Annotated in this window: 24 protein-coding genes and 1 pseudogene; 14 read left to right on the top strand and 11 right to left on the bottom strand. The window is 70.7% G+C overall.

Features of this window, described 5'->3' with window-relative positions:
• Positions 1–126 precede the first annotated feature (126 nt).
• Positions 127–894, top strand: a complete 768-nt coding sequence (locus ACFHYO_RS11460) for a DsbA family protein (protein ID WP_036733797.1) — start codon at positions 127–129, stop codon at positions 892–894.
• A gap of 49 nt (positions 895–943) precedes the next feature.
• Here ACFHYO_RS11460 and ACFHYO_RS11455 read toward each other — a convergent pair whose 3' ends face one another.
• Entirely contained in the window at positions 944–1909 is a 966-nt protein-coding gene (locus ACFHYO_RS11455) for an AraC family transcriptional regulator (protein ID WP_394320537.1), read from the bottom strand.
• An 85-nt stretch (positions 1910–1994) separates the two neighbouring features.
• Here ACFHYO_RS11455 and ACFHYO_RS11450 point away from each other — a divergent pair, with 85 nt between their 5' ends.
• From ACFHYO_RS11450 to ACFHYO_RS11405, 10 genes are all read left to right on the top strand, one after another.
• Positions 1995–2363 (top strand): DsrE family protein, encoded by a 369-nt coding sequence (locus ACFHYO_RS11450; protein ID WP_394320535.1) that lies wholly within the window; start codon positions 1995–1997, stop codon positions 2361–2363.
• Between the two features lie 324 nt (positions 2364–2687).
• Positions 2688–3143: an RrF2 family transcriptional regulator gene (locus ACFHYO_RS11445; RefSeq protein ID WP_036703090.1), complete on the top strand. Its 456-nt coding sequence runs from the start codon at positions 2688–2690 to the stop codon at positions 3141–3143.
• A gap of 302 nt (positions 3144–3445) precedes the next feature.
• Entirely contained in the window at positions 3446–4450 is a 1005-nt protein-coding gene (locus ACFHYO_RS11440) for a sulfate ABC transporter substrate-binding protein (RefSeq protein WP_168783796.1), read from the top strand.
• Positions 4447–5286, top strand: a complete 840-nt coding sequence (gene cysT, locus ACFHYO_RS11435) for a sulfate ABC transporter permease subunit CysT (RefSeq protein WP_036710389.1) — start codon at positions 4447–4449, stop codon at positions 5284–5286. The genes ACFHYO_RS11440 and cysT overlap by 4 nt, the downstream gene beginning before the upstream one ends.
• A complete protein-coding gene (gene cysW / locus ACFHYO_RS11430) occupies positions 5279–6172 on the top strand; it encodes a sulfate ABC transporter permease subunit CysW (RefSeq protein WP_394320533.1) in 894 nt (297 codons plus the stop codon). The genes cysT and cysW overlap by 8 nt, the downstream gene beginning before the upstream one ends.
• Before the next feature lie 16 nt (positions 6173–6188).
• Positions 6189–6908: a sulfate/molybdate ABC transporter ATP-binding protein gene (locus tag ACFHYO_RS11425; protein ID WP_394320531.1), complete on the top strand. Its 720-nt coding sequence runs from the start codon at positions 6189–6191 to the stop codon at positions 6906–6908.
• A gap of 139 nt (positions 6909–7047) precedes the next feature.
• Entirely contained in the window at positions 7048–7737 is a 690-nt protein-coding gene (locus ACFHYO_RS11420) for a hypothetical protein (RefSeq protein ID WP_394320529.1), read from the top strand.
• Between the two features lie 49 nt (positions 7738–7786).
• Positions 7787–8767 (top strand): TRAP transporter substrate-binding protein, encoded by a 981-nt coding sequence (locus ACFHYO_RS11415; RefSeq protein WP_036703080.1) that lies wholly within the window; start codon positions 7787–7789, stop codon positions 8765–8767.
• A 72-nt stretch (positions 8768–8839) separates the two neighbouring features.
• Entirely contained in the window at positions 8840–9349 is a 510-nt protein-coding gene (locus tag ACFHYO_RS11410) for a TRAP transporter small permease (RefSeq protein ID WP_043133662.1), read from the top strand.
• Position 9350: 1 nt separating this feature from the next.
• Positions 9351–10640: a TRAP transporter large permease gene (locus ACFHYO_RS11405; RefSeq protein ID WP_394320527.1), complete on the top strand. Its 1290-nt coding sequence runs from the start codon at positions 9351–9353 to the stop codon at positions 10638–10640.
• Between the two features lie 44 nt (positions 10641–10684).
• On the opposite strand, the gene ispG is transcribed toward ACFHYO_RS11405, so the two are convergent.
• The 3 genes from ispG to hemA form a co-directional block, all read right to left on the bottom strand.
• Positions 10685–11854 carry a flavodoxin-dependent (E)-4-hydroxy-3-methylbut-2-enyl-diphosphate synthase gene (ispG, locus tag ACFHYO_RS11400; protein WP_394320525.1) on the bottom strand — a complete coding sequence of 390 codons (1170 nt, stop codon included), beginning with the start codon at positions 11852–11854 and terminating at the stop codon, positions 10685–10687.
• A gap of 339 nt (positions 11855–12193) precedes the next feature.
• Complete coding sequence (locus ACFHYO_RS11395; RefSeq protein ID WP_394320523.1) at positions 12194–13468, bottom strand: RodZ domain-containing protein; 1275 nt, start codon at positions 13466–13468, stop codon at positions 12194–12196.
• A 111-nt stretch (positions 13469–13579) separates the two neighbouring features.
• Entirely contained in the window at positions 13580–14809 is a 1230-nt protein-coding gene (gene hemA / locus ACFHYO_RS11390; RefSeq protein ID WP_394320522.1) for a 5-aminolevulinate synthase, read from the bottom strand.
• Between the two features lie 161 nt (positions 14810–14970).
• Between hemA and ACFHYO_RS11385 the strand changes: the two genes are divergently transcribed.
• Positions 14971–16362 carry a dipeptidase gene (locus ACFHYO_RS11385; protein WP_394320520.1) on the top strand — a complete coding sequence of 464 codons (1392 nt, stop codon included), beginning with the start codon at positions 14971–14973 and terminating at the stop codon, positions 16360–16362.
• Positions 16363–16496: 134 nt separating this feature from the next.
• Here the strand turns inward: ACFHYO_RS11385 and ACFHYO_RS11380 are convergent, their stop codons facing one another.
• The 4 genes from ACFHYO_RS11380 to ACFHYO_RS11365 all read right to left on the bottom strand — a co-directional run bounded on the left by ACFHYO_RS11380 (position 16497) and on the right by ACFHYO_RS11365 (position 19038).
• Entirely contained in the window at positions 16497–16700 is a 204-nt protein-coding gene (locus ACFHYO_RS11380) for a hypothetical protein (RefSeq protein ID WP_394320518.1), read from the bottom strand.
• A gap of 302 nt (positions 16701–17002) precedes the next feature.
• Positions 17003–17512, bottom strand: a complete 510-nt coding sequence (locus tag ACFHYO_RS11375) for a CarD family transcriptional regulator (RefSeq protein ID WP_394320516.1) — start codon at positions 17510–17512, stop codon at positions 17003–17005.
• Positions 17513–17749: 237 nt separating this feature from the next.
• Complete coding sequence (locus ACFHYO_RS11370) at positions 17750–18304, bottom strand: thioredoxin family protein (RefSeq protein ID WP_394320515.1); 555 nt, start codon at positions 18302–18304, stop codon at positions 17750–17752.
• Complete coding sequence (locus ACFHYO_RS11365) at positions 18301–19038, bottom strand: cytochrome c biogenesis CcdA family protein (RefSeq protein WP_394320513.1); 738 nt, start codon at positions 19036–19038, stop codon at positions 18301–18303. The genes ACFHYO_RS11370 and ACFHYO_RS11365 overlap by 4 nt, the downstream gene beginning before the upstream one ends.
• 121 nt (positions 19039–19159) lie before the next feature.
• Between ACFHYO_RS11365 and ACFHYO_RS11360 the strand changes: the two genes are divergently transcribed.
• Both ACFHYO_RS11360 and ACFHYO_RS11355 read left to right on the top strand, forming a co-directional pair.
• Positions 19160–19639, top strand: coding sequence for a thioredoxin fold domain-containing protein (locus ACFHYO_RS11360; protein WP_394320511.1), 480 nt, complete (start codon positions 19160–19162; stop codon positions 19637–19639).
• A 26-nt stretch (positions 19640–19665) separates the two neighbouring features.
• A complete protein-coding gene (locus ACFHYO_RS11355; protein ID WP_394320509.1) occupies positions 19666–20139 on the top strand; it encodes a DUF302 domain-containing protein in 474 nt (157 codons plus the stop codon).
• Positions 20140–20678: 539 nt separating this feature from the next.
• On the opposite strand, the gene fdxA is transcribed toward ACFHYO_RS11355, so the two are convergent.
• The 3 genes and pseudogenes from fdxA to ACFHYO_RS11340 all read right to left on the bottom strand — a co-directional run.
• Positions 20679–21017 carry a ferredoxin FdxA gene (gene fdxA, locus ACFHYO_RS11350; RefSeq protein WP_036705157.1) on the bottom strand — a complete coding sequence of 113 codons (339 nt, stop codon included), beginning with the start codon at positions 21015–21017 and terminating at the stop codon, positions 20679–20681.
• Between the two features lie 142 nt (positions 21018–21159).
• Positions 21160–21531 carry an RNA-binding S4 domain-containing protein gene (locus ACFHYO_RS11345; protein WP_394320507.1) on the bottom strand — a complete coding sequence of 124 codons (372 nt, stop codon included), beginning with the start codon at positions 21529–21531 and terminating at the stop codon, positions 21160–21162.
• Between the two features lie 58 nt (positions 21532–21589).
• Positions 21590–21902: pseudogene (locus ACFHYO_RS11340) on the bottom strand (disulfide oxidoreductase); the annotation flags it as partial.

The following is a 21902-nucleotide window of genomic DNA, read 5'->3' as shown; positions in this document are numbered from 1 at the left end:
TCTTCGTCAGGGGGCGCTTGTGGCCGAGCCGCGGGGGACGGGTCAAGCGCCTCGCGCCCCCGGCGCGGGCTGGACAGCGGCGCCCCGACCCGCCAAGGTCGCGCGCGAAACCCGAAAGGACCCGCGATGAAATCCGTGCTCACCGCCGCGGCGCTTGCCGCCGCCGCCGCCCTGCCGCTGACCGCCCTGCCGGCCGCCGCCTTCGACCCGGCGCAGATGACCGACGCCGAGCGCGAGGCCTTCGGCGCCGCCGTCCGCGACTACATCATGGACCACCCCGAGGTGCTGATCGAGGCGGTGAACAAGATGGAGGCGCAGCGCCTGGCCGACGAGGCCAAGAACGACCGCGTGCTGGTCGAGACGCACAAGGCCGCGATCTTCGACGACGGCCACTCGTGGGTCGGCGGCAACCCGAAGGGCGACCTGACCGTGGTCGAGTTCATCGACTATCGCTGCGGCTACTGCCGCAAGATCGCCCCCGAGGTCGACGCGCTGGTCGAGAAGGACGGCAACATCCGCCTGATCCTCAAGGAGTTCCCGATCCTCGGGCAAGAGAGCGAGCTCGCCTCGCGCTATGCCATCGCGGTTCGCCAGATCGCCGGCGACGCGGCCTACAAGACCGCGCACGACAAGCTCTACGAGATCCGCGGCGCGGTGACGCTCGAGTCGCTCGGGGCGCTGGCGAAGGATCAGGGGCTGGACTCGCAGGCGATCATCCAGCGGATGAACACCGAAGAGGTGACGGCCGAGATCCGCGCCAACCGGCAGCTGGCCGAGCAGATGCAGATCATGGGCACGCCGACCTTCGTGATCGGCCCCGAACTGCTGCGCGGCATCCCCTCGAGCGGGCTCGAGGCCGCCGTGACGCAGATCCGGGCCGAAGCGAAAGGCTGAGGTCTGAGGGGGGCTTCGGCCCCCTTGACCCCGACGGAAACCTGCCCTTTCAGCCCGCCATGCGCGCCCGGTACGCGCCCGGCGGGCAGCCCGTCGCACGGGCAAAGGCGCGGCAGAAGGCGGCCTCCGAGCCGTAGCCGCTCTCTTCGGCCAGCGCGCCGATCGAGACGTCCGCGCGGGCCAGCCGCTCGCGCGCCAGCAGCAGGCGCCAGTCGCGCAGATAGGACATCGGCGTGCGGCCCAGCCGGGCGGCGAAGCGCGCGGCGATGACGCTGCGCGAGGCCCCGGCCTCGCGCGCCAGCAGCGCCACCGTCCAGGGCCGCGCCGGGTCGGCGTGCATCAGCCCGAGACAGCGCCCCACCACCGGATCGCGGATCGCCGAAAGCCAGCCGGTCGTCCCCCGCGGCTCGGCCAGCAACTGCCGGCGCAGCACCTCGATGAGCGCGAGTTCGGTGAGCCGCTCGAGGATCGCCGTGCCGCCCCCCTGCGGCGCGTCCACCTCGGTCACGATGCGGGCCACGATGGGGGCAAGCCAGTCGTCGCCGCCCGCCGTGGCGACGAGCACCAGCTCGGGCAGGGCCGCGCGGAAGGGGCCGAAGGACAGCGCCTCGCACCGGACGTAGCCGCAGAGGATGCGGACCACCCGCTCGCCCCCGCCGAACCGCAGCACCGGCGTCTCGCGCCACGGACCCGGGGGCAGCGCCCCGCCGGGGTCGATCTCGGGCCCGCCCGCGCCCGCGCCGATGCGGTGGGGCGTGCCGAACGGAAAGGCCGCGATGTCGCCCGCGCGCAGGGTGCGCCGCTGCCCGCCCATCTCGAGCCAGCAGGTCCCCTCGGCGAGAATATGGAAGCTGACCGCGTCGTGCGGCTTCCACGCGGCGGGGGTGGCGTCCGTCTCCCAGTCGCCGGAGGGCATGTAGCAGTACTGCATCGAGTCGGTGATCCGCACCCGCCGCAAGGCCGCGGCCAGCAGCGCCGCGACGGGTTCCGGCGGCAGGTCCGGCGTTGCGATCAAGCTTTCCGGTCTCGCGGCCAAAGCCGGACCCTTCGGACAAGGCGCATACTCGGCGCGGAACATCCTGAACGAAAGGAAACCTATCATGGATGCGACGACCGACAAACTGGTGATCGTGATGACGAAGGGCATCGACTCAGAGCTGTCGTCGGTGGCCTTCACCCTCGCCAACGGCGCCCAGACCGCGGGGATGGAGGTGTTCGTCTTTCTGACCAGCGCCGCGGTGGACCTGGTCCGGCGCAGGGGCCACGCCCTGACCCACGTCCCGCCGCTCGAGCCGCTGGCGAGCCTCATCAGCGCGTTTCAGGCCCGCGGCGGCACGATCTGGGCGTGCCCGCCTTGCGTGACCTCCCGTGGCTACGAGGCCGGCGACCTGATCGACGGGGTGGAGATCAAGGGCGCCAGCGCGATGTTCGCCGAGGTCCGGGCAGGCGCGGCCACGCTGTCGTTCTGAAGGGGACGGCACCGCAGGGGTTGGCGGCGGGACCGGGCGTGGGGGGTGGGGTGGCCGTCCCCGGCGCCCGTGCCTCGTTGGCTTCCAGTGAAGGGGTTGCGGACGCGACCTGCCCACCGCGCCCACGGTTTGACCGCTGGGACCCGACCGGCGCCGCGCTGCAGCCGACACGGGGTGCGACGCGCATGAGCGCCGCGCTAGCGCGCCCCCCTCCCTCGCTTCCCCCGGCTGGCATTCCGCCACGTCGCCCCCTATCTGCTGATCGTCTTTCACCAACAGACCCGCTTGCTTGCGTCCCGGCCGGCGTCTGCCTAGGGCTAGCCCATGATCACGCAGAAGATGAAATACGCGCTCAAGGCGCTGCTGGTGCTGGCTGACGAGGCCGCCAGCGGCGCGCCGCAGGCGCTGTCCATCGAGCAGGTCGCCAAGCGCGCCGGAACCCCCAAGCGGTTTCTCGAACACATCCTGCTCGAGATCCGCGACGCGGGCGTGATCGCCTCGCGGCGCGGCCGGGCGGGGGGGTATCTGCTCGCGCAGCCGCCGTCCGAGGTAAAGCTCGCCGATCTGCTGCGGCTGATCGACGGGCCGCTCGCGCCCCTGCCCTGCCTGTCGCGCACCGCCTACCAGCGCTGCCCCGACTGCACGGATGAAGAAACGTGCCGCATCCGCCGGACCTTTGCGGACGTGTTCTCGGGCTATCTGCAGATCATCGATTCGCTGACGCTGGCCGACCTGATGCGCTCGGACGCGCTGTCCGCACAGGTCATCGCCGACGCCTGATCCGTCCGGCGCCAAGGACCAAAACCTCCCCACGCCCCGCTCTGGCGGTCATTCATTCCTCGCCCGCCCGCCGGGCGAGGGGCCGCGCCTGCCCTCCGGCAGCCGCGGCGACGAATCTTCCTTTCTTAATCACGACAAGAAAAGCCGATATTTTCTGCTTGCTAAAGACGACAGGTGAGGTCGATATTTATCGGGCAAGCCGGCCCTGCGGCCCGCGCAGCTCAAGAAGGAATGACCCGATGGACCGTCCCACCCTTGGCTCTATCGCCCCCCGCCCCGCCCCGCTGACCACCGCCGAGATCATGGCGCCGCTGGCGCGACTGCGGCCGCTGATCGGCTGGGGCGTGATCGCCGCAGCCCTGGCGCTCGGCCTCGGTCAGGCCCGCGCCGAGTCGCTGCTCAACGTCAGCTATGACCCGACGCGCGAGCTCTACCGCGACATCAACGCCGCCTTCGCCGAGTACTGGACCGCACAGGGCCACGACGCCCCGCAGATCGAGACGAGCCACGGCGGCTCGGGCGCGCAGGCGCGCGCGGTGGTCGAGGGGCTGGGGGCGCAGGTGGTGACGCTGGCGCTCGCCTCGGACATCGACCGCATCGCCGCGGCGGGCAAGCTGCCGGCCGACTGGCAGAAGCGGCTGCCGCACAACTCCTCGCCCTACACCTCGACGATCGTGTTCCTCGTCCGCGAGGGGAACCCCAAGGGCATCAAGGACTGGGGCGATCTCGTCGCCGACGGCGTGCAGGTCATCACCCCGAACCCCAAGACGTCGGGCGGGGCGCGCTGGAACTATCTCGCCGCCTGGGCGTGGGCCGAGCGCAACGGCCAGGACCCCAAAGAGTTCGTGGGCAAGCTGTTCCGCAACGTGCCCGTCCTCGACTCGGGCGCCCGCGGCGCCACCACCACCTTCTCGCAGCGCGGCATCGGCGACGTGCTGCTCGCGTGGGAGAACGAGGCCTACCTGGCGCTTGCCGAGCTTGGCGACGACAAGTTCGACATCGTGGTGCCCTCGGTCTCGGTGCTGGCCGAGCCACCGGTCGCGGTGGTGGACGCCAACATCACCAGCGACGCCCAGCGCGAGCTGGCGCAGGGGTATCTCGACTTCCTCTATTCGCCGCAGGGGCAGGCGCTGGCGTGGAAGCATTACTACCGCGCGTGGGACACCTCGGCCGCGGCGCCCGAGGACGTGGCGCGCTTCCCCAAGATCGACCTCGTCGACATCTCGCACTTCGGCGGCTGGGCCAAGGCACAGCCCGAGCACTTCGGCGACGGCGGCATCTTCGACCAGATCTACGTGCCGAAATGAGCCGAGGGCCGTTCCGCCAGCCCTCTCCCATGCCCGGCTTCGGCCCGGCGATGGGGATTACGGTCGCGATGCTCTCGATCGTGGTGCTGCTGCCGATCGGCGCCCTGCTGCTCAAGGGCGCCGACTACGGGGCGGCGGGCATCTGGGCCACCGTCAACCGCGAGCGCGTCTGGCGGGCGCTCTGGCTGTCGTTCCGGCTGTCGTTCCTCGCCGCGCTCTTCAACCTCGTCTTCGGCGTGGTGCTGGCGTGGGTGCTGTCGCGCTATCGCTTCCCCGGCCGGCGGCTGCTGGACGCGGCGGTGGACCTGCCCTTTGCGCTGCCCACCGCCGTCGCGGGGATCGCGCTGACCGCGCTCTACGCCCCGAACGGGGTCTTCGGCGCGGCGCTGGCGCCGCTCGGGATCAAGATCGCCTATTCGCAATGGGGCATCCTGATCGCCCTGATCTTCGTCGGCCTGCCCTTCGTCACCCGCACCGTCCAGCCGGTCATCGAAGAGATCGACCGCGAGGTCGAAGAGGCGTCGGCCACGCTCGGCGCCTCGCGGCTGACCACGCTGCGCAAGGTGATCCTGCCGATGCTGGCGCCGGCCGCGCTGACCGGCTTTGCCCTCGCGCTGGCGCGGGCGGTGGGCGAATACGGCTCGGTCATCTTCATCGCCGGCAACATCCCGCTGGTGACCGAGATCGCCCCCCTGCTGATCGTCATCCAGCTGGAAGAGTTCAACTATGACGCCGCCGCCGCCATCGGCATCGTCATGCTGCTGATCTCGTTCGCGCTGCTTCTGGCGATCAACCTCATCCAGATCTGGAGCCGGCGGAGGATCGGCTATGTCTGACCTGTCCCTGACCCACCCCGCGCCGCGCCCGCCCAAGGCGGGCCGCTTCCGCGCCCCCACGGACGAGGCCCCGGCCGCGCGGCGGGCGCTGATCCTCGTCTCGGTGCTGGGGCTTGCGGTGCTGGTGCTGGCCCCGCTGGTCACGGTCTTCGCCGAGGCGCTGGCCCGCGGCGTGGGCCCGGCGCTGGCGAGCCTCGCCGATCCGCAGGCCTGGCCTGCGATCCGCCTGACGCTGATCGTCGCGGCCATCGCGGTGCCGCTGAACGCCCTCTTCGGACTCGCCGCGGCCTGGGCGATCACCAAGTTCGACTTTCGCGGCAAGGCGGTGCTGATCACCCTCATCGACCTGCCGTTCTCGGTCAGCCCGGTGGTGGCGGGGCTTTGCATCGTGCTGACCTTCGGGGCCAACTCGCTGATCGGCGGCTGGCTGGTGGCGCACGGGTTTCCCATCGTCTTCGCCCTGCCGGGGATCGTGCTGGCGACGATGTTCGTCACCTTCCCCTTCGTCGCCCGCGAGCTGATTCCGGTGATGATCGAACAGGGCCGCGCCGAAGAGGAAGCCGCCCTGACCCTCGGCGCCTCGGGCTGGCGGGTGTTCCGCACCGTGACCCTGCCCAACATCCGCTGGGCGCTGCTTTACGGCGTGCTGCTCTGCAACGCCCGCGCGATGGGCGAGTTCGGGGCGGTCGCGGTCGTGTCGGGCAAGATCCGCGGCAAGACCGCGACCATGCCGATTACCATCGAGATGCTGTACAACGAATACCTGTCGATCGCCGCGTTCTCGATGGCGGCGACGCTGGGCGTCCTCGGGCTGGTGACGCTGATGATCAAGGCGCTGCTGGAAATCCGCCACGCCGACGCGCTCGCCGCGCAGCGCCGGCATTGAGAGGGGAGAGAGGCTGATGCTGATCGAGATCGACGAAATCTCTAAGCAGTTCGGGACCACCGCGGCGCTGCACCCCGTGTCGCTGACCATCCCCGGCGGGGCGCTCGTCGCGCTGCTCGGGCCGTCGGGGTCGGGCAAGACGACGCTGCTGCGCATCCTCGGGGGCCTCGAATACCCGACCGCGGGGCGGGTGCTGTTCGAGGGGCAGGACGCGACCGGGATGAGCGTGCAGGAACGCCGCGCGGGCTTCGTCTTCCAGTCCTACGCGCTCTTCCGGCACATGACGGTGTTCGACAACATCGCCTATGGCCTCGCCGCGCGCCCGCGCGCCACCCGCCCGCCCAAGGCCGAGATCGCCCGCCGCGTGACCCGGCTGCTGGCGCTGATCCAGCTGCCCCACATCGGCGACCGCTACCCCAGCCAGCTGTCGGGCGGCCAGCGCCAGCGGGTCGCGCTGGCCCGCGCATTGGCCATCGAGCCGCGGATGCTGCTGCTCGACGAACCCTTCGGCGCGCTCGACGCCAAGGTGCGCAAGGAACTGCGCCAGGGCCTGCGCGAGATCCACGACGAGACCGGCCTGACCACGGTCTTCGTGACCCACGACCAGGACGAGGCGATGGAGCTGGCCGATCTGGTGGTCATCATGTCAATGGGACGGATCGAGCAGATCGGCCGCCCGCAGGACATCCGCGCCCGGCCCGCGACGCCCTTCGTGCGGGACTTCATCTCGACTTAAGGCCGCTCACCCTCACGGCCCGCCCCTGCCCCGGGGGCGGACCCCGCCGGCGCGGGCCGCTCCATCGGGCCTGCGTCGCGCGGCTTGTCAGGATCGGAAATCTCGGCCACGCTCGCGGCCGGATGCCCGGGAACCCGACATGAACCTGACACCGACCGCGAACGGCCAGCTTTTCGTCTGGACCGACATCGACCCCGCGCATGAGGCGGATTTCAACGCCTGGTACGACCGCGAGCACATGGAGGAGCGGGTCGCCATCCCCGGAATGCTCTGGGCGCGTCGCTACCGCGCGCATGACGACACCGCGCGGCGCTATCTGGCGATCTACCGCACCGAGAGCCTCGACACCTTCACCTCGGACGCCTATCGCGCGGCCTTCACCCGGCAGACCGACTGGTCGAACCGCAACTTCGCCCGCATGGGCAACACCCAGCGCCGGGTGATGGCGGTCAACGCCGAGGCCGGGCTCGGCGCCGGTTGCGCCGTGGCGCTGGCCGAACTGGGCGACGCCACGGCGGGCGATGAGGCCGCCGCCGCCCGCGCCTCCGACCTCGCTGCAGCGCTCGCCAGCCGGCCCGAGGTGCTGCGGGTGCAGTTGCTCGCGCCCGATCCGGCGCTCTCGACCCCCCTCCCCTCCGAGGCGGGCACCCATCGGGTGATGCGGCGGGTGCTGATGGCCGACACGCTCACCCGCGCGGCCGCGGCCGAGCTTGCGGCAGAGCTGCCCGCGCTGGCTGGGGCCGACCTGCACCACGCGGGCGCCTTTGACCTGATCTGGTCCCTCGACCACGCCGATCTTTCGGCCCGGCTCGGCGTCACCCGCGCCTAATCACAAGACGCGCCGCAAACGGCGCCCAACAGGAGAGAGAGAAGAACCGATGCTTCACCGTCTTTTCGCCACCGTGATCCCGGGCGCGCTGCTGGGCGCGACGCTGGTCGCCGCCCCGCTCGCCGCCGAGACCTGGCAGATGTCCGCGCATGATCCGGACGGCAACTTTCACACCGAGAACATCCGCCAGTTCGCCGCCGACGTGGGCGAGAAATCCGGCGGCGCACTGACGCTCGACGTCAAGTCGAACGCGGTGCTTCTGTCGCGCACCGACCTCAAGCGCGGGGTGCAGCGCAATGTCGTCCCGATCGGCGAGGTGCTGATCTCGGCGCTCGCCAACGAGGACCCGATCTACGCCGCCGACTCGGTGCCGCTGCTCGCCACCACCTTCGAGGACGCGAAGAAGCTGTGGGACGCCTCGAAACCCGTCTATGAGAAGAAACTGGCCGGCGAAGGGCTTAAGATCCTGTGGGCCGAGCCGTGGCCGCCGCAGGGGATCTACATGAAGACCCCGATCGAAAGCGCGGCCGACCTCAAGGGCGTCAAGTTCCGCGCCTACAACCCGACCACCGCGCGCTTTGCCGAGCTGATGGGCGCGGTCCCGGCCACGGTCGCCTCGGCCGAGATCGGGCAGGCGTTCTCGACCGGGGTGATCTCGGGGATGCTGACCTCGCCGATCACCGGGGTGGACAGCCAGGCGTGGGATTTCGTCAAGCACTACTATGACCTGCGGGCGTTCATCCCGAAGAACATGGTGCTGGTGAACCAGGCGGCCTTCGACGCGCTGCCGCCGGAAAGCCAGAAGGCGCTGACCGACGCCGCCGCCGCCGCCGAGACCCGCGGCTGGGCGATGGCCGAAGAGGCGAACGCCAAGGCCACCGAGACCCTCAAGACCAACGGGATGGAGATCCACGAGCCGCCGGCCGCGCTGGTCACCGACCTGTCGTCGGTGGGCAAGACCATGGCCGACGAGTGGGTGGCCTCGGGCGGCGAGGGCGTCGCCGAGATCATGCGCGCCTATCGTCCCTGACGCCGTCCGGCGCGTCCCCGGTCCGGCCCGGCCGGGCGGCGGACGCGCCCCTCGCATCGCAAAGGCCGTCCGATGGGTGTCACCCGTTTCCTCTACCGTGCCGCGGGCGCGCTGGCCTGCGTGGCGCTGGCCGGCATCGCCGCGCTGATCCTCGCCCAGATCGCCGCCCGGCTGATGGGCGCGCAGATCAAGTCGGCCGATGACTTCGCCGGCTGGATGCTCGCCGCCTCGATGTTTCTCGCCCTGCCGATGACGCTGAACGCGGGCGACCACATCCGCGTCACGGTGATCTCTGAGTCGCTGCCCGTGGGGGCGCGGCGGGCGCTCGACACCGTGGTGACGGCGCTGGGCGTCGGCCTCATGCTGTGGGCCGCGTGGCACATCCTCGCCTATGTCCGCGAAAGCTGGGTGTTCGGGGACGTCTCGCAGGGGCTGCTGGCCGTGCCGCTGTGGATCCCGCAGCTTTCGATGGCGGTGGGGATGGTCCTGCTGGCGGTGGCCCTGGTCGAGCGGCTGCTCCGCCGCCTGACCGGGCGCCCGGTGCCCGAGGACGACCGCGACGCGCAAGGCCACGGAGAGTGAGATGACCAGTTCCATCGAGGCCCTGACCATCGCCCTCGTCCTGATCGTCCTGCTGGGCGCGGGCGTCTGGATCGGGCTGGCGCTGATCCTGACCGGCTGGTTCACGATCTGGGCCTTCACCTCGTCCCCGCCCGGGATGATCTTCGCCACCACCGCGTGGGAGGCGTCGTCGAACTGGACGCTGACCGCGCTGCCGCTGTTCATCTGGATGGGCGAGATCCTGTACCGCACCCGGCTGGCGCAGGACATGTTCACCGGGCTCGCGCCGTTCCTGCAACGGCTGCCGGGGCGGCTGGCGCACGTCAACGTGGTGGCTTGCGGCATCTTCGCCGCCGTGTCGGGCTCGTCGGCGGCCACCACCGCCACCATCGGCCGCATCTCGCTGCCTGAGCTGAAGAAGCGCGGCTATGACGACCGGCTCGCCATCGGCTCGCTGGCGGGCGCGGGCACGCTGGGGCTGCTGATCCCGCCCTCGGTGGTGATGATCGTCTACGGGGTCGCGGCGCAGGTCTCGATCACCCGGCTCTTCATCGCGGGCATCCTGCCGGGGCTGCTGCTCATGGCGCTCTTCTCAGGCTACATCGTGATCTGGGCGCTGATGAACCCCGAGCGGATGCCGCAGGGGATCGAGCGCATCAGCCTGACCGAAAAGATCGTCCGCGCGCGGCTGCTGATCCCGGTGGTGGCGCTGATCGTGGCTGTGATCGGCTCGATCTACGCCGGCATCGCCACCGCGACCGAGGCCGCCGCGCTGGGCGTCCTCGGCGCGCTGATCATCGCCGCGGCCTCGGGCGGGCTGACGCGGGCAAGCTTCGTCGAGGCGCTGGTCGGCGCGGCGAAGACCTCGTGCATGATCGGGCTGATCCTGCTGGGGGCGGCCTACCTCACCAAGGCGATGAGCTTTTCCGGCCTGCCCGCCGACCTCGCCCGGCTGATCGCCGGGCTGGGGCTGAGCGAGGCGATGCTGGTCCTGGTGCTGACGCTCTTCTACATCCTGCTGGGGATGTTCCTCGACGGCATCTCGATCGTGGTGCTCACGACCTCGGTGGTGCTGCCGGCGGTGGTGGCGGCGGGGCTCGACCCCGTGTGGTTCGGCATCTACCTCGTGATCGTGGTCGAGATGGCGCAGATCACCCCGCCGCTGGGGTTCAACCTCTTCGTGATCCAGGGTCTGACCGAGCGCGGCATCTTCACCATCGCGCGGATGACGTTCCCGTTCTTCCTGATGCTTTGCCTGCTGGTGGTGCTGATCACGATGTTCCCGGGGATCGTGACGGCGCTGCTGCCCTGACGGGCCGCGGCGCCCCCTGCCCCGGGGCGCTCAGGATCCAGCCGTCAGGAGGCCGAGCAAGCTGTCGCCACCGGCGCGTCGCCCGGACCGGTCCCCGGTGCCGGTGCGCCAGCCTCTGCCAGCGCCGCCGCGCGCTGCTCGACCAGCTCGACGATATGGTCGATCATCTGGGCATTTGACATCTTGTGGCTCTGCCGCCCCGCGACATAGACCATCCCCGACCCGGCCCCTCCGCCGGTGAAGCCGAGGTCGGTCATCAGCGCCTCGCCCGGCCCGTTCACCACGCAGCCGATGATCGACAGGCTCATCGGCGTCTTGATGTGCTCAAGCCGCTTTTCCAGCGCCTCGACCGTGGCGATCACGTCGAACCCCTGCCGCGCGCAGCTCGGGCACGAGATGATCTGCACCCCCCGCGTCCGCAGCCCCAGCGACTTGAGGATCTCATAGCCGACCTTCACCTCCTCGACCGGATCGGCCGAAAGCGAGACCCGGATCGTATCGCCGATCCCCATCCACAGCAGGTTGCCCATCCCCACCGCCGACTTGACGGTGCCGCCGCGCAGACCCCCCGCCTCGGTGATCCCGAGGTGGATCGGCGCGTCCGTCGCCTCGGCCAGCTGCTGGTACGCGGCGGCGGCGAGGAACACGTCAGACGCCTTCACGCTGATCTTGAACTCGTGGAAGTCGTTGTCCTGCAACAGCTTGATGTGATCGAGCCCGCTTTCGACCATGGCCGCGGGGCAGGGCTCGCCGTATTTTTCCAGCAGGTGCCGTTCGAGGCTGCCGGCGTTGACGCCGATGCGGATCGAGCAGCCGTGGTCCTTTGCGGCCTGCACCACCCCGCGCACGCGGGCAGCGTCGCCGATGTTGCCGGGGTTGATCCGCAGGCAGGCGGCGCCCGCCTCGGCGGCCTCGATGGCGCGGCGGTAGTGGAAGTGGATGTCGGCGACGATCGGCACCGGGCTTTCCCGGCAGATCTCGCGCAGGGCCCGCGTGGCGGCCTCGTCGGGGGTCGAGACGCGCACGATGTCCGCACCCGCGTCGGCCGCCGCGATCACCTGCGCGAGGGTCGCGCGCACGTCGGTGCTGTCGGTGTTGGTCATGGTCTGGACGCTGATCGGCGCGTCGCCGCCCACCGGGACGTTGCCGACCATGATCCGGCGGCTCGGCCGGCGGTCGATGTTGCGCCAGGGGCGGATCGGGTTGTGAGTCATCGCGCGGGGCCTTTCGCTGACGCGCGCCAGACATAGGCGCCGCGGCGGCCGGGGGCAACCGCGGGCGGGGTTGGGCTGGGAGAGCGGAGAGCGGTGAGCGGTGAGCGGTGAGCGGTGAGCGGTGAGCGGTGAGCGGTGAGCGGTGAGCGGTGAGCGGTGAGCGGTGAGCGGTGAGCGGTGAGCGTCACGAGCCAAGACCGGTGTCAATCAGCTGGCGCTCTGACCGTCGCCTAGATCGAACAAAACCGTACAGCCCCCCGAGCGCGGATAGGCGACGCCACCCCGCCGCACAGCGCATTCCCTGCGAAGCTCACCCCCGGCCCAGCCGCCGCGCGCCGATCACTCCACCGGCGCGCCGTTTTCCGTCGCCGCCGGCGGCACCGTGGCCATGGCCACCATGCTCGCCAGTTCCGGGTCCGCGGCCGGATCGGCCAGCGCATACTTCTGCGTCAGCGCGGTGGGCGAGAGTTCCACGTTCTTCACCACCTGCGGCCCCGGCGCCGCCGGGCCGTAGGTCTGCCCGTTCACCGCGAAATAGACCGCGCCCGAGTTCCCCGTGCGCAGCACCGGCGGCTGTTCGGTCGAGGGCAGCGCGAAGCGCTCGCCCGCGTCCATCGTCTTCTCGAGGATCACCGTACCGTCGGCGGCGCTCACCCGCACCCAGGCGGGGCGGGCGGCCATGATCTCGACCTGCGGGGCGTCGGGGGCGAGTGTGCGCACCGGCTGCACCGCCGCACCCTCCGGCTGCGGGCCGGCCATCGCGGTCTGCACCCCGGCCATCCCGGGCAACGGGGCGGCCGACGGCGCGGTGATGGCGGGGTCCGCGGCGGCCTCGCGCACCTGCGGCGTCTCGGCGGCCTGCAACCCGGGGTCGATCGCGGCGATCGGGGTGTCGCGCGGGGTCAACTCGGGCACGTCCAGCGCCTGCGGGCGATAGACCCGATCCAGCGCCTCGGGCTGCGGCAGGTCGGCCGCGGCCATGTCCACCGGCTCGGCCGCGGCGCTGTCCTGCACCGGGTCGAGCGTGGCAATCACCGCGGGGGACTGGTCCGAGGGCGTCAGATTGACCTTCTGCACCTCTTGCAGCACCGCCCAGCCGCCGTAGCCGAGCCCGAGCGCCAGCCCCGCCATGACCAGCACCGAGCCGATGGCCCGCGGCTCGACCGAGGACCAGAAGCTTTCCTTCTGCGGAATGAACAGCGCCTTGGGGTTGGCCAGCGCCTCGGCCGGATCGGCGGGGCGGCGCGTGGGCTTGGGACCGGCGGCGGCAGGCGCCATGCCGTGGACGGGCTGGAACCCAGACTCCTGGCAGAAGCGCTGGAACACCCAGTCCGGGTCCATGCCGAGATAGCGGGCATAGGACCGCACATAGCCCGACACGAAGCTCGGCGCGTCGAAGGCCGACACGTCGCAGTTCTCGACCGCGGCGACATATGACGCCCGGATGCGCAACTCGCGCTGCACGTCGAGCAGCGACTTGCCCATCGTCGCCCGCTCGCCGCGCATGATGTCGCCGAGCCGCATTTCGAAATCGTCGAACGCCGGCGCATTGGCCGGAGTCCCCTGCCCCAAGCTGGAATCGTCCGCCGTCGCCGGCGCCCGCATCCCGATCATTCCGCCTGCCCCATTCCTCGTCGCCCGAATCTCCCTTCCGGTCGAATCTGGCACTCTTTCGTTAATCGCAGGTTATCACGGGTATGCGAGGCCGAACACCGCCGATGTGGCTCAGGCGACCGCGACTTGGCGGTTTAGCGCGCATCGCGACCACAGCGCATCCATCGCCCGCACCAGGTGGTCGATCTGCTGGCTGTCGTGGACCGGCGACGGCGTGAAGCGCAGCCGCTCGGTCCCGCGCGGCACCGTGGGGAAGTTGATCGGCTGGACGTAGATGCCGAAATCCGACAGCAGCATGTCTGACAGCGCCTTGCAGTGCACCGGGTTGCCGACATGAACCGGGACGATGTGGCTGCCGCGGTCGTCGATCGGCAGCCCCAGCCCGCGCAGCCGCATCTTGAGGATGCGCGCGTGCAGCTGCTGGGCGTCGCGCAGCTCCTGCCCGGCGGGCGTCTTGAGGAACGCGATCGAGGCCGCCGCCCCCGCCGCCACCGCCGGCGGGATCGATGTGGTGAAGATGAACCCCGGCGCATAGCTGCGGATCGCGTCGCACATCCGCGCGCTCGCCGCGATGTAGCCGCCGAAGACGCCGAAGGCCTTGCCCAGCGTGCCGTTGAAGATGTCGATGCGGTCCATCAGCCCGTCGCGCTCGGCCACGCCGCCGCCGCGGGGGCCGTACATGCCGACCGCGTGCACCTCATCCAGATAGGTCAGCGCGTTGAACTCGACCGCGAGGTCGCAGATCTCGGCGATCGGCCCGAAATCGCCGTCCATCGAGTAGATCGATTCGAAGGCGATCAGCTTCGGCAGGGCCGGGTCGTCGGCCGCCAGCAGCTCGCGTAGATGCGCGACGTCATTGTGGCGGAAGATCCGCTTGGCGCCGTCGAAGCGCTTGATCCCCTCGATCATCGAGGCGTGGTTCAGCTCGTCGGAATAGATGATGAGCCCGGGAAAGAGCTTCCGCAGCGTCGAGAGCGTCGCGTCGTTGGCGATGTAGGCCGACGAGAAGACCAGCGCCGAGTCCTTGCCGTGCAGGTCGGCGAGTTCGGCCTCGAGCCGCTTGTGATAGACCGTCGTGCCCGAGATGTTGCGCGTGCCGCCCGACCCCGCGCCAGTGGCGTCCAGCGCCTCGTGCATCGCGGCGAGCACGGCCGGGTGCTGGCCCATGCCGAGGTAGTCGTTGCCGCACCAGACGGTGATCTCGGTCTCGGACCCGTCCGGGCGGGTCCAGACCGCCTGCGGATAGGCGCCCTTGCGCCGCTCGATGTCGATGAACGTGCGGTAGCGGCCTTCGTCATGCAGGCGTTGGATGGCCTGCTCGAGTGCGGCATCGTAGTTCATCGCGGGCTCCCTTGCGTCAGTAGCTGGGTCCGACCATGGTCCGGTCGGGCGAGCGAGCCCTTGATAAGGGTCAAAGCCCGTCAGGAACACCCGCATTTTCCCCGGTTGCGACAAAAAGTCGTCATGGGAACCCGATGAAACTGCTCAGGAAAGGGATGCAGATGGCCAACGATACACGCCTGGACGAGGTGCTGGCGGCGCTCGACGCGGGACAGCCGGCGGCGCTGGACCGGCTCAAGACGTTCCTGCGCATCCCCTCGGTCTCGACCGATCCGGCCTATGCACCCGAGGTGCGCCGCGCCGCCGGCTGGCTGCGGGACGAGCTTGCGGCGCTGGGTTTTGCCGCCGAGGTGCGTGAGACGGCGGGCCATCCGGTGGTGGTGGCGCGGACCGCGCCCGACGGCTCGGGCGCACGGCGGCTGCTGTTCTACGGCCATTACGATGTGCAGCCGGTGGACCCGATCGGGCTCTGGACCCGCGACCCCTTCGATCCGGTGGTCGAGGACACGCCCGACGGCCCGGTGATCCGCGGCCGCGGCGCGTCGGACGACAAGGGCCAGCTCATGACCTTCGTCGAGGCCTGCCGGGCGTGGAAATCCGCCCACGGCGCGCTGCCCGCCGGGCTCACGCTCCTTTTCGAGGGCGAGGAGGAGAGCGGCTCGCCGAACCTCATGCCCTTCCTTCAGGCCAATGCCGCCGAGTTCGCCACCGACCTCGCGCTGATCTGCGACACGGGGATGTATGCCGACGGCCGCCCCGCCATCACCACCCAGCTGCGCGGGCTGATGGGCGAGGAGATCGTCGTCCGCGCCGCCGACCGCGACCTGCACTCGGGGATGTTCGGCGGGCTGGCGGCGAACCCGATCCAGATCCTCGCCAACGCACTGGCCGGGATCAAGGACGCCGACGGCCGGGTGACGCTGCCCGGCTTCTACGAGGGCGTCGAGGAGCTGTCGAACCAGCTGCGCGCCGACTGGGACGACCTCGGCTTCGACGCCGGCGAGTATCTCTCGCGCGTCGGCCTGCGCCACCCGGTGGGCGAGACGGGGCGGACCGGGCTCGAGATGGTGTGGAACCGTCCCACCTTCGAGATCAACGGGATCAGCGGCGGCTATGCCGGCGACGGGTTCAAGACCGTCCTGCCCGCCGAGGCCCGCGCCAAGGTCAGCTGCCGGCTCGTCGGCACCCAGGACCCCGAGGCGATCCGCGCCGCCTTGCAGGCCCATGTCCGCGCCCATGTCCCCGAGGATTGCAGCGTCGAGTTCCACCCCCACGGCAGCTCGCAGGCGAGCCGCATGGACGTCTCGGACCCCGCCTTCGCGGCCGCCCGCGCCGCGCTCAACGCCGAATGGGGGCGCGATGCGGCGTTCATCGGCATGGGCGGCTCGATCCCCGTCGCGGGCGATTTCCAGCGGCTGCTGGACGTAGACGTGATGCTGATCGGCTTCGGCCGCGACAACGACCGCATCCACTCGCCGAACGAGAAATACAACCTCGAGAGCTTCGCCAAGGGCGCGCGGTCCTGGGCGCGGATTCTCGCGGCGCTGCGGTGAGGTGCGGCGCTGAGGCGATGCCGTAGGGTTAAGGCGAGGGTGCGGCGGGCGTCGGGGGAGGCGGTCGACGCGGTGCCCGTTGGCGGGCGCCGCCGCCAACTCCGTTCTCGGGTCACGGCGCGGCGCACCAGCGGCTAGGGACGCAACAGGACACTCAAGGCGGCGATGATCGCGACGCCCGCGACCAGCCCGACCCCGAACGCATCGTCGTTGCGGCCCGTCATGCGCAGATACTGGACGAGAAACACCCCGGCGACGCCGAGGACCAGAAACACCGCAGCCGCCATCCCCGTCCCCGGGTCGTTCGCGTCCACCGGAAAAGGCCAGGTCGCCTGCATTCCGCCCACCCCTAAAGATCAGGTCCGCCCCAGCGGGCGGCCCACCAGCCTGCATCAGGCGTAACTCACGCCGCGCGCCGTCAGCACGTTGACCACGCTACGCTGCGCGCCGGCCTCGCCGATGCCGCTGATCTGCACGACGCGCGGCCGTTGGCGCGTAGGCATCACCTGCTGCGCTGGGTCGCTGCTCCCTCTCACGCTGCCACATTCTCTACATCGAGCGACCACACGCGACCGCCCGTTCACCGCAAAGAAAAAGGCCGCCCCACCGGGCGGCCCCACCAACTTGCGTCAGCCGAAACTCACGCCGCGCGCTCCGTCAGCACGTCGCCCACGCGGCGCTGCGCGCCGGCCTCGTCGATGCCGCTGACCGCCGCGACCTCGCGGGTCAGACGATCGAGCGCGGCCTCGTAGAGCTGGCGCTCGGAGTAGGACTGCTCGCGCTGGTCGTCCGAGCGGTGCAGGTCGCGCACCACTTCGGCGATCGACAGCAGGTCGCCCGAGTTGATCTTCTGCTCGTATTCCTGCGCGCGGCGCGACCACATGGCGCGCTTGACCCGCGCCTTGCCCTTCAGCGTCTCGAGCGCCCGGTCCACGAGGTCCGGCGAGGCGAGCGAGCGCATCCCGATCTCGGTCGCGCGCGCGGTCGGCACGCGCAGCGTCATCTTGTCCTTCTCGAACGAGATCACGAACATCTCGAGCTTGAGGCCGGCCACTTCCTGCTCTTCGATGGACACGATGCGGCCGACGCCGTGGGCCGGATAGACCACGAAATCATCGGGGCGGAACTCGTTCTTCTTGCTCTTGGACATCAGGTTTCCTTCCAGTGGCGCGGCTTCGGGCGCAAAAAACCTCGGGCGGGCTCTTGCCCCCCTGAGGTCCGTGTGGTCTTTGGCGATACCAGTCGGGCAGACGACCGGCGTGACAGTCACGACCGCCCGGCGACCATATGGACCCGGCGCGGTCTTATGTGACAACCTTGTATCACGAATCACCCCTCGAAAGAAGGGGTAATTCTGGGTGCCCCGCCTCCGACGTTGGTCGGACGGCTATTTCCGCAGCACCTCGGGCAGCGTGCGCCCCGTCCCGGGCCCGCCCGCCGCCGCCCAGTCGAGCAGCGCCAGCATCCGGTCGGCTTCCAGCACCCCCGGCACCACCGCCATCGCGGCGCGCGGGGCGCTCACGCCCTCGGGGATCGCGGCGGGCATGAGCATCAGCGTCGGCGTCACGGTCACGCCCCACTTGCCGGCCATGCGCTTCTCGCTCAGCACTTCGCCGTCGCTGTCGGTCACGTCGGTGCCGCCGAAGAGGTCGATCTGAACCACGTCGAAACGCTCGCGGATCAGCCGGTCGATGCGCGGGTCGGTCAGCACCGTCTCGTGCAGCTCGGCGCAGTAGATGCAGCCCTGCTGCTCGACCAGCAGCATGAGCACCCGGCCCGCGGCGGCGGCCTCGGCCGCGTCCTCGCGCACGTCCCGGAAACTGTCCTTGAGCCAGTCGGGCTTGTGCAGCCCGTCGTCGCCCAGGGGCACGCTGCCCGAAAGCGCCGCCCCCGCCATCGCCCCCCACGCCGCCAGCGCGGCCACCATCGCCTTGCGTCTCATAGCGTCGTCGCACTCCAGTCGAAGTTGTCCACCATCAGGGCGGCGATGCGGTTCACGCTGTCCGTGGCGATCAGCACCGCGAACAGGATCAGCATCACCCCCATCACCTTCTCGACCCGCCCCATCAGCGCCCGGTGCCGCCCGACCCAGGCGAGGAACGGCCCCGCGAACATCGCCGCCACCACGAAGGGCAGCGTCATCGCCAGCCCGTAGACCAGAAGCAGCGCGCCGCCGCGCCAGACCTCGCCCATCCCGGCCGCCACGAACAGGATCGCCGCCAGCGCGGGCCCCGCGCAGGGCGTCCAGCCGAAGCCGAAGGCGAGCCCCAGGACATAGGCCCCGACCAGCGACGACGGCTGCGCCGGCCCCTCGAGCCGCGCCTCGCGGTAGAGGAACGGCACCCGGATCACGCCGAGGAAATGCAGCCCGAAGACCAGCAGCACCCCGGCCGCGACCCAGCTCAGTTCGGTCCGGTAGCGCGACACCGCCGAGCCGAGCGCCGTCGCCCCCAGCCCCAGCAGCACGAAGATCGTCGTCACCCCCAGCGCAAAGGCCACCGCCCCCGCGACGAGCCTGCGCCGCGCCCCGAGGTTCAGCCCGCCGTCGGCGCGCAGCTCGCCCATCGAGACCCCGGCGAGATAGCACAGGTAGAACGGCACCATCGGCAGGATGCAGGGCGACAGGAACGACAGAAGCCCGGCGAGGATCGCGCCGCCATAGCTGATCTCGGGCATGGACCGCTCCCTCTGCCGGCCGTCCGGGGGCTGCCCGGCGCGGGGCCGCGGACCCCGTGGGGGGTTGCGGCGTTGAAGTGACGCTGCGACAGATGGTCAAGACAGTCAACGAGGTTGGAATATGTTCCCTCAACGTCTGCCCCGCCGCACCCGCCTCGGCGCCGCGCTCGGCCTCGTGCTGGCGGTGCAGCCGCTCGCCGCGGCCGCCGAGCGCAGCCTGCTGATGTTTGAACGGGACGGCTGCAGCTACTGCAAGCGCTGGGATGCCGAGATCGCCCCCGCCTACCCCCGCACCGCCGAGGGGCAGGCCGCCCCGCTGGTGCGCCTCGACATCCACGACCCGCTGCCCGAGGGGGTCACGCTCACCGGCCGCGCGCCCGTCTTCACCCCCACCTTCGTGCTGACCGATGCGGGCACCGAGGTCGGCCGGATCGAGGGCTACGCCGGCGACGAGTTCTTCTGGGTGATGCTGGCGCAGATGCTGACCCGGACCGGCTGGGACCCCGCCACGCCCGCGCGCCCGGTCGAGGCCGTCCCACCCGACGCCGCCGCGCCGCAGGCCGCCCCTGCCGCGCCCGCCCCCGCCGCTGACCCGACGTGAGACCCCAACCCGAAAGGACCGACGCCATGACCCGCCTGCCCTTCGCCCGCCTGCCCCTCCGCCCCCCGCTGGTCGCCGCCCTCGCCGCGCTGGCCGCCCCCGCGCTGGCGCAGGAGGCCGCCTATACCAAGATCGTCGAGGTCCCCTTCGACGACGCGCAATTCTCGGTCGAGCAGGCGATCACCAACGCCGGCCTGGTCATCGACGCGACCAGCAACGTGGGCGAGATGCTCGCCCGCACCAAGGCGGACGTGGGCGGCACCAAGGATCTCTATACCCACGCCGAGTCGTTCTCGTTCTGCTCGGCGGCGGTGTCGCGGCAGGTGATGGAGGCCGACATCGCCAACATCCAGTACTGCCCCTACAACATCTTCGTCTACGAGGCCGCCGACGCCCCCGGCAAGGTCGTGATCGGCCACCGCCATTACCCGGGCGAGTCGATGGCGCCGGTCAACGCGATGCTGAACGGAATCGTCGACGCCGCCGCTGCGGGAATGTGAGGGGAAACGGTGCCGGCAACCGGTCGGTGGGAACGCTCGCTGCGCTGACGTGGCGTTCGGATGAGTCGGTGGCCGGGTGAGCGCGATGCTGGATCGGGGTCGTAGGCACCGCCGCTTCGCAGATGTGAGGCCACCGGCTCCCGGCGATCGGATCAGCGCGGACTTAAGAGAGCCCGGCGCATCAGCCGGCCGAGTCGATGGCCCGCTCACCGCATTCTGGCCGGGAGAGCGGACGGCGACGCTCCGTGATCTGAGCTCACCCTTTTGCGTAGAAACGAGTCGGCGGACACGCGCCCACGAGCGGCCGAGGATCCGGGCGAGAAGCGTGCCCAGTCAACGCCCACTTGGTCGACGCCGGCGCTTTGGGGATGTGACTGGTACCCGCACCCCTCGGCCCAAGACGCGACCCAGCACGGCCCTCCGGAAGCGCACCCCGCCCAGCCGGACGGTGCTTTACCCATCTCTCTTGACGAAAATATCCTCGGGGGTCCGGGGGCAGACAGCCCCCGGTCCGGCGGCGCGCCCGGCGCGCCCGCCGATCAGTCGCCCTCGCCGGGGTTCGGCGAAAAGTATTTCTCGAGCTTCCCGGCCACCCCGTCCATCGCCTCGTAACCCGGCATCGGGTCCTTCTTGCGGGTTATGACCGGCCATTGTTCCGAGTACTTGCGGTTGAACTCGACCCACGCCTCCATGTCCGGCTCGGTGTCTGGGCGGATCGCGTCGGCGGGGCACTCGGGCTCGCAGACGCCGCAGTCGATGCACTCGTCGGGATGGATGACGAGGGTGTTCTCGCCCTCGTAGAAGCAGTCCACCGGGCAGACCTCGACGCAATCCGTGTATTTGCACATGATGCAGTTGTCGGTCACGACATAGGTCATCGGTCACTCCTCGGAAGTCCAGTGTCGGAAGGCCAGTGCGGGGTTTCACCTAGACCTTCGCCGCGCCCGGTTCAATCCCGCTTCACCGCCCTGACCCCCGCCCGAGGCAGCCGTTGCGGGCGCCGCGCGCGGTGTCGTGGCGTCAATCCTCGTCCTCGTCGGGCCAGGGCGCGGCCGGCGCCCCGTCCCCCGCAGGCGCATCGAGATCGTCGTAGAGCAGCCGCGCCTCGGCCGACGGTCCGCGCCGTGCGCCGGGCGCCCGCATCCTGAGGCTGCGCACCCCGCCCGGCACGGCGGCGGTCACAACGTCGCCGGGCCGCAGCTCCTGCCCCGGCTTGCGGCAGGGGACGCCGTTCACCCGGATGCCGCCCGCGGCGATCCGGTCGGCGGCGAGGCTGCGCGTCTTGAACACCCGCGCGTGGCAGAGCCAACGGTCGAGCCGGATCGTCTCGACCACCGCGGCGGGCGGGGCCGCCGCCAGTTCGCGCCGCGCCCGCTCGGCCCGGCGCGACATCAGCGGCCCCTCGCCCGGGACAAGACCATGTCGCGGAAGAACGCGCCGCGGCCTGCCGTCACGTCCGGTTCTTCAGCGCCGCCAGCACGGCGAACGGGCTGTCGGGGTCCATCGGCTTTTCGGCCCGCGGCGGGCGCTGGTCGTGGCGCGACCCGTCGTGGCGCTTGCCGTCCGGGCGCTTGCCCTCGTGCCGCTCGTGGCGCGGCCCCTTGCCCTGCCCGTCACGCTGCCCGTCGCGGCCAGCGCCCTGCCCCTCGGTCCGGGGGCCGTCGGTGCGCGCCCCATCGCGGCGCTGCGGCTTGCCGCCGCGCTCGCCGCCCTTGCCGAAGCGCGCGGGCTTGCCGTCCGCACCCGGCTCGCCGCCGCTGCGC

The sequence above is a fragment of the Paracoccus panacisoli genome, from assembly GCF_042435015.1.
Lineage (GTDB): Bacteria > Pseudomonadota > Alphaproteobacteria > Rhodobacterales > Rhodobacteraceae > Paracoccus > Paracoccus panacisoli.
The sequence above is the reverse complement of the archived record's forward strand: the minus strand, read 5'-3'. Positions and strand labels throughout refer to the sequence as shown.